Below are 15,430 nucleotides of genomic sequence, written 5' to 3' on the forward strand. Positions count from 1 at the left end.
CGCCAAACATTATACGCATAATGCCCCACAACAAGGCAAGACGGCCGATTTCAGGCGGCACGTGGGAGTAAACCGGGAGGGAACCGCGCTTTGGCGCAACCTTGTCGGCGCACCAATTTTACCCAGACCGCCTTTATTCGGTTGAACGAACAGCGACGAGGACAGCATGAGTAACTTCAAGATTGCCATCATCGGCGCCGGCAGCGTTGGTTTCACCAAGAAGCTCTTTACCGATATTCTCTGCGTTCCGGAGTTCCACGATGTCGAGTTCGCGCTCACAGACGTCAGCGCGCACAACCTCGACATGATCAAGTCGATCCTCGACAAGATCGTCGAAGCCAACAACTTGCCGACCAGGGTCACAGCATCCACCGACCGCCGCGAAGCGATCTCAGGCGCGCGCTACATCATCAGCTGCGTGCGGGTCGGCGGGCTCAGTGCCTATGCCGATGATATCCGTATCCCGCTCAAATACGGCGTCGACCAGTGCGTCGGCGATACGATCTGCGCCGGCGGCATACTCTATGGCCAGCGCAACATTCCGGTCATCCTCGATTTCTGCAAGGACATCCGCGAACTGGCCGAGCCGGGCGCGAAGTTCCTCAACTATGCCAACCCGATGGCGATGAACACCTGGGCGGCGATCGAGTACGGTAAGGTCGACACGGTCGGGCTTTGCCACGGCGTCCAGCATGGCGGCGAGCAGATCGCCGAGATCCTCGGCGCCGGGGAGGGCGAACTCGACTTCATCTGCTCCGGCATCAATCACCAGACGTGGTTCGTCGACATCAGGCTGCGCGGTCGCAAGATCGGCAAGGACGAACTTGTCGCCGCCTTCGAGGCTCATCCGGTCTTCTCGAAGCAGGAAAAGCTCAGGATCGACGTGCTGAAGCGCTTCGGGGTCTATTCCACCGAGAGCAACGGCCATCTCTCCGAATACCTTCCCTGGTATCGCAAGCGTCCGGATGAGATCACCCGCTGGATCGACATGTCGGACTGGATCCATGGCGAAACCGGCGGCTACCTCCGCTATTCGACGGAAACCCGCAACTGGTTCGAAACCGAGTTCCCGCAGTTCCTGGAGGATGCCCGGCGTCCGATCGATGCGACAAAGCGCTCGAACGAGCACGCCAGCCACATCCTGGAGGCTCTGGAGACGGGGCGCGTCTATCGCGGCCATTTCAACGTCAAGAATACCGGCGTCATCACCAATCTGCCTGCCGATGCGATCATCGAGTCTCCCGGCTTCGTCGATCGCTTCGGCATCAACATGGTCTCGGGCATCACGCTTCCCGAGGCCTGCGCCGCCACCTGCCTGTCCTCTATCAATGTCCAGCGTATGTCGGTGCATGCGGCCATTTCAGGCGATCTCGATCTGCTCAAGCTGGCGATGCTGCACGATCCGCTGGTTGGCGCCATCTGTACGCCAGAGGAGGTCTGGCAGATGGTCGACGAGATGGTCGTCGCACAAGCCAAATGGCTACCGCAATACGCCCACGCGATCGACGGTGCCAGAGAGCGCCTGAGCCGGGCGACCGTCAAGACCCGCGATTGGAACGGGGCGGCACGACGCCAGGTGCGCTCGGTGGACGAGATCCGCGCCGAGCGACACGAGACCAAAGCCCGCGCTGCCGGTTGACGGCCGGCGGGGCCACTGCGTGAGGAGACGCGGACCCCGCTTGCCGCCACATGCCCGCCCCCGCGGGACATTCTGAGACTTTCTAGGAGGAGGCCACCTTTCGGCGTGGCAGATACATGAGGGAGAACCACAGACCATGAACAGCCACCGACTGACAAAAATGGCGAGCCTGCTGCTTGTCGGCATCTCAAGCTTCGCGCTGCAGGCGGCCGCATCGGAGCCGACTGTCGTGCCCGAGCAGCCACCGTTTCCGGCGCAGGGCAAGATCACCTTCGTGCCACGCGACTCGATCGCCGAGTTCAAGGCGTTGCCGGAATACAAGGAGCCGACCTGGGTTACGGAAAAATACGTGAAGGCCGGCAAGCTGCCGCCGGTCGCCGAGCGCCTGCCGAAGGAGCCGATGGTCTTTCAGACCGGCAACATGCCTGACGGCGTCGGCGTCTATGGCGACACGCTGCGCCACGTGATCGGCGGCCGGCCGGAGGGCTGGAACTACAGCGCCGGCCAAAGCCAGGGCTGGGGCGGCATCGATATCGGCATGTCGGAATGTCTGACGCGCACGGCGCCGCTCTTCCAGGTGGAGGCGAAGGACGTCGAACCGCTGCCGAACCTTGCAAAGAGCTGGGACTGGTCCGCGGACGGTCACAAGCTGACCATGCATCTCGTCGAGGGCGCGAAATGGTCGGACGGCGATCCCTTCGACGCCGAGGACGTGATGTTCTACTGGGAGGACAATGTTCTCGATCCGAGCGTGACGCCCCTGAACGGCGCGACGCCTGAGACCTTCGGCGAGGGAACGACGCTGAAGCAGATCGACACGTATACGGTCGAATGGACCTTCAAGGAGGCCTTCCCGCGCCAGCACCTCTATGCCATGGCCTATGGCACCTTCTGCCCCGGCCCGTCGCATATCCTCAAGACCAAACATCCAAAATATGCTGGCACGACCTATGACCAGTACAAGAACGGCTTTCCGGCGGAATACATGAATATACCGGTGATGGGTGCGTGGGTGCCGGTCGCCTATCGGCCGGACGACATCATCGTGCTGCGCCGCAACCCCTACTATTGGAAGGTCGACGAGGCCGGCAACCAGCTGCCTTACCTCAACGAGCTTCACTACAAGCTCTCGACCTGGGCCGACCGCGACGTGCAGGCCGTCGCCGGTTCGGGCGATTTCTCAAACCTGGAACAGCCGGAAAACTTCGTCGAATCGCTGAAGCGCGCAGCCGACGAGGCAGCCCCCGCACGGCTTGCGTTCGGTCCGCGTCTCATCGGCTACAACATGCACATGAACTTCTCGGCCAATGGCTGGGGTGAGCCAGACGAGCGGGCCCAAGCGGTGCGCGAACTCAACCGCAACGAGGATTTCCGCAAGGCGGTGACCATGGCGGTCGACCGGAAAAAGCTCGGTGAGGCTCTGGTCAAGGGACCCTTCACGGCGATTTATCCGGGCGGCATTTCCTCCGGCACGAGCTTCTACGACCGGCAGTCCACGATCTATTATCCCTATGACCTCGACGGTGCGAAGGCGTTGCTCGAGAAGGTCGGCCTCAAGGACACCGACGGCAACGGCTTTGTCAACTTCCCGTCCGACAAGCTCGGTGGGCGCGATGTCGAGATCGTGCTGCTCGTGGGCTCGGACACAGGCACAGACAGGAATCTGGCCGAGGGCATCATCGGGCAGATGGAGAAGCTTGGCTTGCGCGTCGTGCTCAATGCGATGGACGGCAAGCAGCGCGACGCGGCCAACTATTCCGGTCGCTTCGACTGGATGGTGCACCGCAATCAGGCGGAGTTTGCCTCCGTCGTTCAAAACACCCCGCAACTCGCGGCAACCGGCCCGCGAACGAGCTGGCACCATCGCGCTCCGGAAGGCGGTGTTCCTGACCTGATGCCGTTCGAGAAGGAGCTTGTCGACATCGTCAACAAGTTCATCGCGACCAACGACAACGCCGAGCGCGCGGAATTGATGAAGCAGTATCAGAAGGTCGCAACGACCAATGTCGATACCGTTGGTCTGACCGAATATCCCGGCGCGCTGATCATCAACAAGCGCTTCTCGAACATTCCGACAGGCGCGCCCATTTTGATGTTCAACTGGGCTGAAGACACAATCATCCGCGAGCGGGTCTTCGTGGCGGCCGACAAGCAGGCCGACTTCGAACTCTTCGCCGAACAGCTTCCGGGCAAGCCTGGTGAGAGCGGGCCGAGCAACTAACGAGACCTCGCCTCCTCCGGCCCGATCTCGGGCCGGAGGAGGCACCCGCATTCACCCGGTGCGCTGTCTCTAGCCGGCGCACTGCAAGTCCATCCGACAGAAGGAAACGGCATGTTCAGATTTCTGCTTGTCCGCATCGCCTCTGCCATTCCGGTCCTGCTGGTCCTAAGCGTAGCGACCTTCGCCATCATCCAGGCGCCGCCGGGAGACTATAGCGACTACATCCGCTCGCAGCTCATCAACCAGGGCGGGGCGTCCTTCGAGGAGGCCGATGCGCAGGCCCAGGCCTATCGCAAGGAGCATGGTCTCGATAAGCCGATGGCGGTCCAATACGTCACCTGGATGACAGGCATTCTGACGCGCGGCGATTTCGGCCACAGCCTCTACTACAACAAGCCCGTCGCCGATGTCGTCAGCGAGCGCTTGCCGCGCACGCTCGTGCTTGCTCTCGTCTGCCATATCCTTGCGTCGGTTATCGGCATTTCCTTCGGCATCATTGCAGCGACCCGGCAATATTCCTGGATCGACAGCCTACTTTCGACCGTCTCCTTCCTCGGCATGACGGTGCCGCGCTTCCTGATGGCGCTGATCATCGTCTATGTCCTCGTCTTCCACTTTAATGTCAGCGAAATCAACAGCTTCCACTCCGCCCGCTATGGCGGCGCGCCCTGGTCCTGGGGCAAGTTCGTCGATCTCATCAAACATGTTTGGCCGGTCGTGGCGATCGCAACCTTCGGCGGCCTCGCCTACAATATGCGCGTGATGCGCGGCAATCTGCTCGACACGCTAAATGCGCAATATGTCGAGACCGCCCGGGCCAAGGGTTTGAGCGAAGGGGCCGTGGTCATGCGCCATGCCGTGCCCAACGCCCTGCATCCGCTGATCATGTATCAGGGCGTCGTCCTGCCTTACATGTTGACCGGCGAAATCGAGACCGCAATCATCTTCGCGCTGCCGACAGTCGGTCCCGCCATCGTTGGCTCCATGTGGGTGGGAGACGTCTATGTCACCGCAACCTTCATGCTGGTGCTCTCGGCGACTTTGATCCTCGGCAACATCATCGCAGACCTCTTGCTCGCCGCTCTCGACCCGCGCGTGCGCATGGGGGGAGGAGCCCACGCATGACCATCGAGATGCATAGCGCCATTCCCCTTGCCGTCGACCCCAAGGACGAACAGCACAACGAAAGCTATTCGGCGCTCGTCTGGCGTCGGCTCAAACGCTCCTGGACCGGGATGCTCGGACTGATCCTTGTCGGTCTGCTGCTCGTCATGGCGATTTTCGCCGATTTCCTGTCACCGGTTGATCCGAAGGCGACCGGTGTCGGCTTCGCACCGCCGCAGGCAATCAGCTTCAGCGATCAGAACGGCGATTTCGCCTTCCCGCCGCGCAGCTATCCGCTGCGCGAGACCGAAGAGCTCGATCCCATCACCTTCCAGCCGAAGATCGGCCCGGACTATGCCAATCCGCAGGTCCTCGGTTTCTTCGTCAAGGGATCGCCTTATCGGCTCTTCGGCCTGATCCCGGCCGAGCGGCACCTTTTCGGCGCGATCGACGGTTCACCGGTCCACCTGCTCGGAACCGACAAGTTCGGCCGCGACGTGCTCTCGCGCATTCTCCATGGATCGCGTATTTCGCTGATGATCGCCTTGGTCGTCGTCTCGATCGTCACTGTCGTCGGCACCACCGTCGGCATGGCTTCGGGCTATTTCGGCGGGCGCTTCGATGCCTGGACACAGCGTTTCGTCGAGCTGGTGTTGGCCTTTCCGCAATTGCCGCTCTATCTGGCACTGACGTCGCTGATCCCGGTAACGGCGCCAACGAATGTGTTCCTCGCCTTCGTCATCATCGTCATGTCGGCGCTCGGCTGGGCGCAGATGTCGCGCGAGGTTCGCGGCAAGACGTTGGCGCTCGCCCGTATCGACTATGTGCGGGCGGCCATCGCCGTCGGCGCCAGCGATCGGCGCATCATCTTCCAGCACATTTTCCCGAACGTGATGAGCCATGTGATCGTCGCCGTCACCCTGTCGATCCCCCAGGTGGTCCTGCTGGAATCGTTCCTGGGCTTCCTCGGTTTTGCGGTCAAGCCACCGCTGATTTCATGGGGACTGATGCTGCAGGACACCGCCACCTATTCGGTCATCGGGTCCTATCCCTGGATTCTATCGCCCGTTGCCTTCGTGCTTGTCACAGTCTTCGCCTTTAATGCGCTGGGCGACGGCCTGCGCGATGCAATCGACCCCTATTGAGGAGGAGCGTCTCATGGCAGAAACGATCGACTTCATGGCCGCTGCTCCCGTCGAAAGGAAGGACCTTTCGAGCCGAGACGGCAAGCCGGTCATCGACGCGCGCAACGTCGCGGTCAACTTCAAGGTCGAACACGGCACGGTAGAGGCGGTGAAGGACGTGTCCTTCCAGCTCTATCGCGGCGAGACCATCGCCATCGTTGGCGAATCCGGTTCGGGCAAATCGGTGACGGCGCGCACCATTATGGGGCTTCTGTCGAAACGCGCGACGATCGCCTCGCTGTCCCGCATCGAATATGACGGCAAGGACGTGCTCAAGTTTTCCGCGCGTGAGCGCCGGGGCCTGCGCGGCAATCGCCTGGCGATGATTTTCCAGGAGCCGATGAGCTCGCTCAATCCCGTCTACACGGTCGGCGCGCAGATCGTCGAGGCGATCCGGGCGCATCGCAAGCTCAGCCGGCGCGCGGCCACCGAGCGCGCCATCGAATTGCTGCGCCATGTGAGGATCCCGGATCCCGAGCTCAGGCTCAATCAGTATCCGCACCAGCTTTCCGGCGGCCAGCGCCAACGGGTCATGATCGCCATGGCGCTTGCCAACGAGCCTGACGTGCTGATCGCTGACGAGCCGACGACGGCGCTCGACGTCACCGTTCAGGCGCAGATCCTCAACCTGATCCGCGAGTTGCAGCGCGAGCTTGGCATGGCGGTGATCCTGATCACCCATGACCTGACCGTGGTGCGGCAGTTTTCCGACTACGTCTATGTCATGCAGCATGGCGAGGTGAAGGAACACAACACCACCGCCGCTCTATTCGGCAATCCGCTGCATCCCTACACGAAGCGGCTTTTGTCGTCGGAACCATCGGGGGCGGCCAATCCGCTGCCGGACGATGTGCCGATCATACTCGATGGACGAAACGTCCGCGTATCCTTCATGCTGAAGAAGGGCGGATTGTTCCGACCCCAGCTTTCCGAGCTCGTTGCCGTCGACAGTCTCAGCCTTAATCTGCGCAAACATGAGACGCTCGGAGTGGTCGGCGAATCCGGATCGGGCAAGACAACCTTCGGACAGGCTCTGATCCGCCTGATCAACACCGATGGCGGCGAAGTCTTCTTCGACGGCGTCCCGATCCACGACAAGGACCGCACCGCAATGAGGCCGTTGCGCTCGCGCATGCAGATCGTCTTCCAGGATCCCTTTGCCTCGCTCAACCCGCGTATGTCGGTGGGCCAGATCATCGAGGAGGTGCTCGTCGTCAACGGGATAGGGCAGAACCGCAAGGAACGGCTCGACCGGGTCGTGGATGCGCTGGTCGCGGCGGGCATGCCGGGCAATATCCTGTCGCGCTTCCCGCATGAATTCTCCGGCGGTCAGCGCCAGCGCATCGCCATCGCCCGCGCCGTCGCGCTCGAGCCGGAATTCATCCTGCTCGACGAGCCGACCTCGGCGCTCGACCTTTCCGTTCAGGCGCAGATCATCGATCTCTTGCGCCGACTGCAGGATGAGCGGGGCCTGAGCTACCTCTTCATCTCCCATGACCTCAAGGTCGTGCGCGCACTCTGCCACCGCGTCGTGGTCATGCAGCACGGCAAGATCGTCGAGGAAGGGCCGGTGAACGACATTCTTACCAATCCCAAGACCGCCTACACGGAGCGGCTCGTTCGAGCCGCCTTCGATGTGGCAGCATGATCGTCAGAAAGCAGAGGCAATCCATGACCAGACAACCCAAGATCACTTTCATCGGCGCCGGCTCGACCGTGTTCATGAAGAACATCATCGGCGACGTTCTGCAGCGTCCGGCCCTGTCGGATGCAAAGATCGCGCTGATGGACATCAATCCGCAACGGCTCGAGGAAAGCGAAGTCGTCGTACGAAAACTGATCTCAACGCTCGGCGCCAAAGCGACCATCGAGTTGCACGCCAACCAGCGCAAGGCGCTCGATGGTGCCGACTTCGTCGTCGTCGCATTCCAGATCGGCGGCTATGAGCCCTGCACGGTCACGGATTTCGAAGTGCCGAAGAAGTATGGCCTGCGTCAGACGATCGCAGACACACTTGGCGTCGGCGGCATTATGCGCGGGCTGCGCACCGTGCCGCATCTGTGGAAGATCTGCGCCGACATGACCGAGGTCTGCCCAGAGGCAATCCTCTTGCAATACGTCAACCCGATGGCGATCAACACCTGGGCGATCGCCGAGAAATATCCCCGGATCAAGCAGGTCGGCCTTTGCCACTCCGTGCAGGGCACGGCGCTGGAACTCGCCGAGGATCTGAACATTCCTTACGAGGAGATCCGCTACCGCTCGGCCGGCATCAACCATATGGCGTTCTTCCTCAAATTCGAGCACCGCCAGCCGGACGGATCCTATCGCAACCTTTATCCAGATCTCCTGCGCGGTTATCGCGAAGGCCGCTTCCCGAAGCCCAGCCATTGGAATCCGCGTTGCCGGAACAAGGTGCGTTACGAGATGCTGACGCGGCTCGGCTATTTCGTCACCGAAAGCTCGGAGCACTTCGCCGAATACACGCCCTATTTCATCAAGGAAGGCCGCGACGATCTGATCGAAAAATTCGGCATCCCGCTCGACGAATATCCCAAGCGCTGCATCGAGCAGATCGAGCGTTGGAAAGGGCAGGCGGCGGCCTATCGCTCCGCCGACAAGATCGAGGTCAAGCCGTCGAAGGAGTATGCCTCCTCAATCATGAACTCCGTCTGGACCGGCGAGCCCTCGGTGATATACGGCAACCTGCGCAACAATGGCTGCATCACCTCGTTGCCCGACAATTGCGCAGCGGAAGTGCCATGCCTGGTGGATGAAAACGGCATACAGCCGACCTTTATCGGCGATCTGCCGCCGCAGTTGACCGCACTGATCCGCACCAACATCAACGTGCAGGAACTGACGGTCGCGGCGATGTTGACGGAGAACCGCGAGCATCTCTATCATGCGGCCATGATGGATCCGCACACGGCCGCCGAGCTCGATCTCGATCAGATCTGGTCGCTCACCGACGACCTGCTTGCCGCTCACGGAAACTGGATCCCGGAATGGGCAAGAAGCGAAAGAAAGGTTCACGCCGCGTAGCTTTTTCTCCCGGTCGCGCGGCGAGGAAGCCCCGGAACCTCCCAGTTCCGGGGCTTTCCTTCGGTCGCCAGCCGGACGGGTCAGTTGCAATCAACATGCTATGCCGGTGCGGGTGATAAACCCTTTGCTACAAACCCCTACTGCAGTTGATTGGTGCCTGAGATTGACTCAATTATCGCGATCGGGTAGTTACTGGGTAACCGTTAACCCAAGGGCCTGCCCGTGACGACCTCATTGAGCGATATTGCTGAACGCGCTGGCGTTTCCATCAAAACCGTTTCGGGCGCGTTGCATGGCGGCTCGGCGCGGATGTCGGAACAAACGCGACTGCGCATCAAGGAAATCGCCGAAGAGTTGGGTTACGTCACTAACCTGGCCGCTCGTGGCATGCGACAGGGTTGGATGCCACTGATCGGTGTCGTTGCCGATGACTTGATCACCTCGCCCTTCGCCACCGAGATCATCCGCGGACTGGATGGTGCCGCCCGCGCGGCGGACATGGCGGTCTTTGCAATGACGCTCGGCGGAGGTCGCGACGTGGCCTCCGTGCTTGAAGAGGTGCGCCGCTTCCGCCCACGCGCGATTGCCTACGCCGCGATGTATCACAAGATGGTATCGCTGCCGGCGGAGTTCGCAGATACGGTCGGCGTCATGATCAATTGCCGTGAGGCCAATGGCAAAGTGACGTCCTTGGTGCCGGACGAGATCGCTGCCGCTCACGAGATCACGACCTATCTGATCGAGGCTGGCCGCCGGAACATTGCCTTTATCAACCTGCCGGGGCTTCTGGCAGGAGAGCTGCGCGAAGCCGGTTTCCGGCGTGCCCTTGACGAAGCCGGGCTTGATGCAGGTGGTGCCTGCGTCCTGCCGGCGGTCCGCCGGGCGATCTATAGCGACCGGGCGCACAGCCTCGTGCTTGCACACGTAACCGCGCTGATGGACGGACCGGAGCGCCCGGATGCGATCCTTTGCGGCAACGATCGCGTTGCCATGGAAGTCTACGCCGCATTGCGCCGGGTGGGTGCACAAATTCCAGATGACGTCGCAGTCGCAAGCTTCGACAACCAGGTGGACATTGCCACCAGGCTCGATCCCCCTTTGACGACCATGGCATTGCCGCACCGTGCCATGGGCCGCCTGGCAGCAGACATTCTGCTTGCCGAAAATAGCGCCCCCCGCGAGGTGCGCAAACTCGCGTTCCAGTTGGTGGAGCGCTCATCCGTCTGATCAAACTGAAAGACCAAACCCTGTTGAGGAGGAGTTGCAGCAATGGGTAAACGTTTACTTTCAATGTTAATGGGGTCGGTTGCCCTTATGGCCACCGCCGTGGGTGCAGAGGCGAAGACAGTCTTGCATGTCATGCACCAAGGCGACCCAGGCTGGGTTTCGACCTATGGCGAGGTCGCCAAACGCTTCGAAGCCGCCAATCCGGATGTGGATGTCGAGCTGATCTACGCACCGCACGATGCCTACAATGAAAAGTTCAGCGCAGCGGTCATGTCCAAACAACTGCCTGATGTCATGGAGCTCGATGCCCCCTTCCTCGCCAACTATGTCTGGTCCGGCTATTTGCAGCCGATCAAGCCTCTGATCGATCAGGATGTGCTCGATGACATGACCCCGTCGAACATCGCCCAGGGCACCTATCCGATCGACAAGGATCTCTATGCAATCGGCCTGACCGACTCCTCCGTCGTGCTCTACGGCAACAGGAAGTATCTGGAAGCGATCGGCGCCCGCATTCCGAAGTCCGTGGACGATGCCTGGACCCAGGAAGAGTTCGAAGGCTACCTCGAAAAACTGGCAAAGGTCGATGGCGTCAAGTGGCCGATCGACACGTTTCGCGGTTACGGCATCAAAACCGAATGGATCACCTACGCCTACGGCCCGATCCTGCAGTCGGCGGGCTGCGACCTGATCAATCGGACGACCTGGAAATCGACGGGCACCCTTGATAGCGATGCGTGCGTCAAGGCACTGACTATGATGCAGACATGGGTGAAGAACGGCTGGGTCGTGCCGCAATCGTCCGGCACCAACCAGTTCTTCGCTGAGGGCCATCCTGCAGCGCTCGCACTCGGGGGCCACTGGTTCTACGCCGAAGCTGCCGCGTCGATGAAGGACGACATCGTCGTCATGCCGTTGCCGAAGTTCGGGCCGAAGGGTGCTAGCCCCAACGGCACCTGGATCTGGGGCATCACGACCGCCTCCGAGCATCCGGACATCGCCGGCAAGTTTGTCAGCTTCATGCTGAAGGACAAGCTCTACCGGGATTATGCAATCGCCGATTCCGGCTATCCCGGTTTGAAAAGCTTCGCGGCAGCATCGCCCTTGTACAACACCGGTGGTCCGCTCGCCGTCGCATTCGAACAGGCGTCCAAGACCGCGGTCGCGCGTCCTCCGCATCCGGCCTATCCAGTCATCACATCGACCTTCATGCAGGCCGTCGACGAGATCTTCAACGGGGGCGATGCCAAGACGGCATTGTCGGCGGCCGCGGCCAAGATCGACGAAGACATCGAGGAGAACGACGGGTACCCGCCATTCGACGAGCAGCAATAGGCAACCAAAGACGGGACCACGATGGTGCGGCCGCAGCCGGTCTGACGCCATCGTACCCGTCGCCGGCCTGCGCATCGATCCGAGGAGGAGGAGGAGGAGGAGAATATGACATTGCAACAATCAGCCGAGCCGGCGATTGCAGCGCGTCCCGCCTGGCGCCGGGACAAGAGCCGGCTGCTTCAGGAGATGGGCATGCTTGCGCCGGCAGTGGTGCTGCTGACGATATTCCTTATCGTTCCGTTCCTGTTGTCGTTCTGGACGGCGATGACCAATCAACCGCTGGTCCCGCGGCCAACGCCGGTCCGTTTTGTTGGCTTCGGCAACTTCCTGCGCATCTTTAGGGACGATCTCTTCTGGACATCGCTCTGGAACGTCTCGCGCTTCACTTTCTGGATCCTGCCGGTGCAATGCGGCCTGGCATTTGCCACCGCACTGCTGTTGCACCAGAAGATGCCGTTTCGAAATCTTTTTCGCGGACTGTTCTTCCTGCCAGCGATCACGTCGATGGTCGTCGTCTGCGTCATCTGGGGAACGCTCTTTCAGTACCCGACCGGACCATTCAACCAGGTGATCGGTTTCCTGTCGGGCGGAGCCATCGAACCGATCGACTGGCTCGGGGACCCCAACTGGGCAATGTTCTCGATCGTGCTGCTGTCGGCCTGGCAGGCCTACGGCTTCCAGATGATTGTCTATCTCGCTGGCCTTCAGTCCATTCCGGATGAACTCTACGACGCAGCGCGGATCGACGGCGCGAACGCGCTGCAGCGCTTCTGGCATGTGACCATGCCAGGCTTGCGGCCGACCCATGTCTTCGTGCTGGTGATTACGACAATCCAGGCATTCAAGCTCTATACCCAGGTTGCCATCCTGACCCAAGGCGGTCCCAAGAGCAGCACGGAGACCGTTGTCCACTACATGGTGCGTTCCGGCTTCGAGGAGCAGAAGCTCGGTTATGCTTCGGCCGTATCGGTCATTCTCTTTCTCATCGTTCTCGTTATCGCGCTGCTTCAGCGTCAACTTCTGAGGCGTTTCGATGTCTGATATCGCAATTTCCACACCACACGCTCAGGCGATGCACACCCGCTCGGCCGTTGGTTCGCTGCGCATCGTCCAGACGGCCTGCATCCTTGTTATCGCGCTCGTCATCGTCTCCCCCCTGTTCATGCTGCTGATTGCCAGCCTGAAGGACGATCGTTTCCAGATCCTGGCCGACATGGGGAGTTTCAGGGCGTTCTGGGTCTCCGATCCGACGCTCGCCAACTTTGCGGAGGTCGGCAATTTCTCAGGCGAGCTTGCCTTTGGGCGCTATCTGCTGAATTCGCTAATCATCCTCGCGCTGACGGTCGGGTCGGGCCTGATCGTCAATTCTATGGCAGGCTTTGTCCTTGCCTGGGGCTCCGTACGCGGCCGCGCAGTTATCCTTTCGCTGGTCATAGCCCTCTACGTCATTCCGCAGGAAAGCATCATCATGCCGCTCGTGATCATGGTGTCACGCGCCGGAATAACAGATACATTCGCCGTGCAGATCGTGCCCTGGATCGCTAGCCCGCTCTATATCTTCCTCTTCTACCAATTCTTTGCCCAGCTTCCGAAGGAGCTCTTCGAGGCCGCGCAGATCGACGGAGCATCGATCTTTCGCATCTACCGGTCGATTTTCCTGCCGCTCAGCCTGCCGGCACTTGCCACTGTCTCGATCCTGATGGGGATCGAGAGCTGGAACCAGTACCTTTGGCCGATCCTCGTCACCCAGACCGACTATGCGCGGCCCATAGCCGTCGCGATCGCTACGTTCTTTGGCCAGGACAGCATCTATTGGGACCGCGCTATGGCGGCATCCGTGTTGATGATGCTGCCTATCCTCGCCCTCTATCTTGCCTTCCAGCGCTGGTTCGTAAGTTCCTTCGTTGGTTCGGCCGTGAAAGGTTGATCAATGACAACGCATGCAGAAATCGCTTCGGCCGCCGCGGCAGACGTCGAGAACATCAGCGCAGTCCTTGCGGATGCGACCACGATCCACATCTGGCTCAAAGCGAGACAGATGGGAACATCGGCCGAGATCAAAGCGACCGTCGCCGGCCGCGAAATCGACCGTCTGATGGCGTCCAACAGCGACGAATTCGAGCAGCGCAGCCTGGACCTGGGGCAGGGCGGTCGAACCGTTCTCTCCTATGATCCGACCACAACGCAGGTCTCCGTTGCCTATGCCTTTCAGCACCAGAATGTGCTGACCGAGGGCGTTCAGATCCTGCACAGCAGCCGGGAAAATGCGGCGCCGACGGTCGTCGGCGGGTACCACTTCCGCCCACCCTTCGGATGGATGAACGATCCCAACGGGTTTGGCCGTTTCAGCGACCATGTCCATCTCTTCTACCAGCACTATCCGCACAGCCTGCGCTGGAACACCATGCATTGGGGCCATGCCGTATCGGATGACTACATTCATTGGCGACACTTGCCGATCTTCCTGTTTCCCTCCTCGGACCTTTCGGCCCGCGCCGATGGCCGCGGCGGGGCGTTTTCCGGCTCGGCAATTCCGCTATCGTCAGGTGAACCGGGTATCCGTGTCTTCTTCACGGAGCAGGTCAAGGACCGGGAACCCGAAGAGCAGATCCAATTGACGGCGGTATCGCACGACCAAATCACGGCCGGCGCGCAAGAGATCATTCTTGCCCACCGGCCGTCCGGCCTTGACCTGACGCTCGACTTTCGCGACCCCTATGTCTTCAAGGGCCCGGACCACCTTTGGAAAATGTTGATCGGCAGCCGCGACCGCGCCGGCGGCGTCGTCCTGCTCTACGAAAGTGGCGATCCGAACGGTGCTTCCGACTGGACCTTTGTCGGCATTATCCACCGGGAAGACCGGTACGGGATGACGGCGGCGGAGTGCCCGTGCATCGTGCCGCTCGACGGCCCGGCTGATGATCCGAAAACGCGCTGGGCGCTCATCTTCGGACTGCTGACGAGCCGCGACCCGCAGACCGGCCGCCGGAACATCACAGCGGCGACTGTCGGCCGCTTCGACGGCCGCAGCTTCGTCAAGGAATTCGAGCAGGAACTGGATTTCGCGACCGATGCCTATGCTTTCCAGGCATTCGTCGATCGATCCGGGCCAATCGGCATCGCCTGGCTTGCCAACTGGACCGAGGTGTCAAAAAAAGTAGACTTTCCAACGGCAATGACACTGCCTCGCCAGCTACTGCTGGAAAAGGACGCATTGCTGACGCCGCCGGTCGAAACGGTTGCGACGCTGCGTCGTGACCTGATCGACGACAACAAACTCAAGGGGCAGGAGCCTGTCGGCCTTAACAACGGGGCGGTCGAGATCGTCATCGAACTCGCGGGGCCGGGTGCGCAGTTTCATCTCGAGCTTGATCATCCGGACGTTGGCCTCGGCGTTCAGCTCGGAGCGGAAGGCCTGATCATTCACTACGACCTGCCGGACGGCAAGGGCGCACCGCGCTACATCGCTGGCGGGGCGCAACCGTCGACGCTGCGTATTTTCCTCGATGTCGGCTCGATTGAGGTCTTCGCCGACAACGGTCGCTGGACGGGAACGAAACGTCTGCCAGGCTTTGCCGCCGTCAGCACGGCACGCCTATCAGCGCCCGCGGGCAACATTACCGCCGCCACGATCTGGCAACTCGAACTGTGATCGCGCAAGGGGAGGAATAAGCA

General features: G+C 60.9%; 11 protein-coding genes. All 11 read left to right on the forward strand.

All coding sequences use genetic code 11. From position 1 onward, the window contains the following. Positions 1 to 166: 166 nt before the first annotated feature. Positions 167 to 1,639: an alpha-glucosidase/alpha-galactosidase gene (locus tag J3R84_RS37375; RefSeq protein WP_203529066.1), complete on the forward strand. Its 1,473-nt coding sequence runs from the start codon at positions 167 to 169 to the stop codon at positions 1,637 to 1,639. A gap of 136 nt (positions 1,640 to 1,775) precedes the next feature. Further along, positions 1,776 to 3,860 (forward strand): ABC transporter substrate-binding protein, encoded by a 2,085-nt coding sequence (locus J3R84_RS37380; RefSeq protein WP_203529068.1) that lies wholly within the window; start codon positions 1,776 to 1,778, stop codon positions 3,858 to 3,860. A gap of 111 nt (positions 3,861 to 3,971) precedes the next feature. Next, positions 3,972 to 4,985, forward strand: coding sequence for an ABC transporter permease (locus tag J3R84_RS37385; RefSeq protein WP_057207696.1), 1,014 nt, complete (start codon positions 3,972 to 3,974; stop codon positions 4,983 to 4,985). Beyond that, the gene (locus J3R84_RS37390; protein WP_057207697.1) at positions 4,982 to 6,109 is read left to right on the forward strand and encodes an ABC transporter permease; all 1,128 of its coding nucleotides are present in this window, start codon (positions 4,982 to 4,984) and stop codon (positions 6,107 to 6,109) included. The genes J3R84_RS37385 and J3R84_RS37390 overlap by 4 nt, the downstream gene beginning before the upstream one ends. 13 nt (positions 6,110 to 6,122) lie before the next feature. Beyond that, on the forward strand, positions 6,123 to 7,796 hold the full coding sequence (locus tag J3R84_RS37395; RefSeq protein ID WP_203529069.1) for an ABC transporter ATP-binding protein: 1,674 nt from the start codon (positions 6,123 to 6,125) through the stop codon (positions 7,794 to 7,796). Between the two features lie 23 nt (positions 7,797 to 7,819). Beyond that, complete coding sequence (locus tag J3R84_RS37400; RefSeq protein ID WP_203529070.1) at positions 7,820 to 9,193, forward strand: alpha-glucosidase/alpha-galactosidase; 1,374 nt, start codon at positions 7,820 to 7,822, stop codon at positions 9,191 to 9,193. A gap of 222 nt (positions 9,194 to 9,415) precedes the next feature. Continuing rightward, positions 9,416 to 10,420 (forward strand): LacI family DNA-binding transcriptional regulator, encoded by a 1,005-nt coding sequence (locus J3R84_RS37405; protein ID WP_057220960.1) that lies wholly within the window; start codon positions 9,416 to 9,418, stop codon positions 10,418 to 10,420. Positions 10,421 to 10,462: 42 nt separating this feature from the next. Beyond that, positions 10,463 to 11,755 (forward strand): ABC transporter substrate-binding protein, encoded by a 1,293-nt coding sequence (locus tag J3R84_RS37410; protein WP_203529071.1) that lies wholly within the window; start codon positions 10,463 to 10,465, stop codon positions 11,753 to 11,755. Between the two features lie 105 nt (positions 11,756 to 11,860). Then, positions 11,861 to 12,796: a carbohydrate ABC transporter permease gene (locus tag J3R84_RS37415; RefSeq protein WP_057207701.1), complete on the forward strand. Its 936-nt coding sequence runs from the start codon at positions 11,861 to 11,863 to the stop codon at positions 12,794 to 12,796. Continuing rightward, positions 12,789 to 13,682, forward strand: coding sequence for a carbohydrate ABC transporter permease (locus J3R84_RS37420; protein WP_057207702.1), 894 nt, complete (start codon positions 12,789 to 12,791; stop codon positions 13,680 to 13,682). The genes J3R84_RS37415 and J3R84_RS37420 overlap by 8 nt, the downstream gene beginning before the upstream one ends. Positions 13,683 to 13,685: 3 nt before the next feature. Beyond that, the gene (locus tag J3R84_RS37425) at positions 13,686 to 15,407 is read left to right on the forward strand and encodes a glycoside hydrolase family protein (RefSeq protein WP_203529072.1); all 1,722 of its coding nucleotides are present in this window, start codon (positions 13,686 to 13,688) and stop codon (positions 15,405 to 15,407) included. Positions 15,408 to 15,430: the final 23 nt, after the last annotated feature.

The organism is Ensifer canadensis (assembly GCF_017488845.2).
In the GTDB taxonomy this organism is placed as follows: domain Bacteria; phylum Pseudomonadota; class Alphaproteobacteria; order Rhizobiales; family Rhizobiaceae; genus Ensifer; species Ensifer canadensis.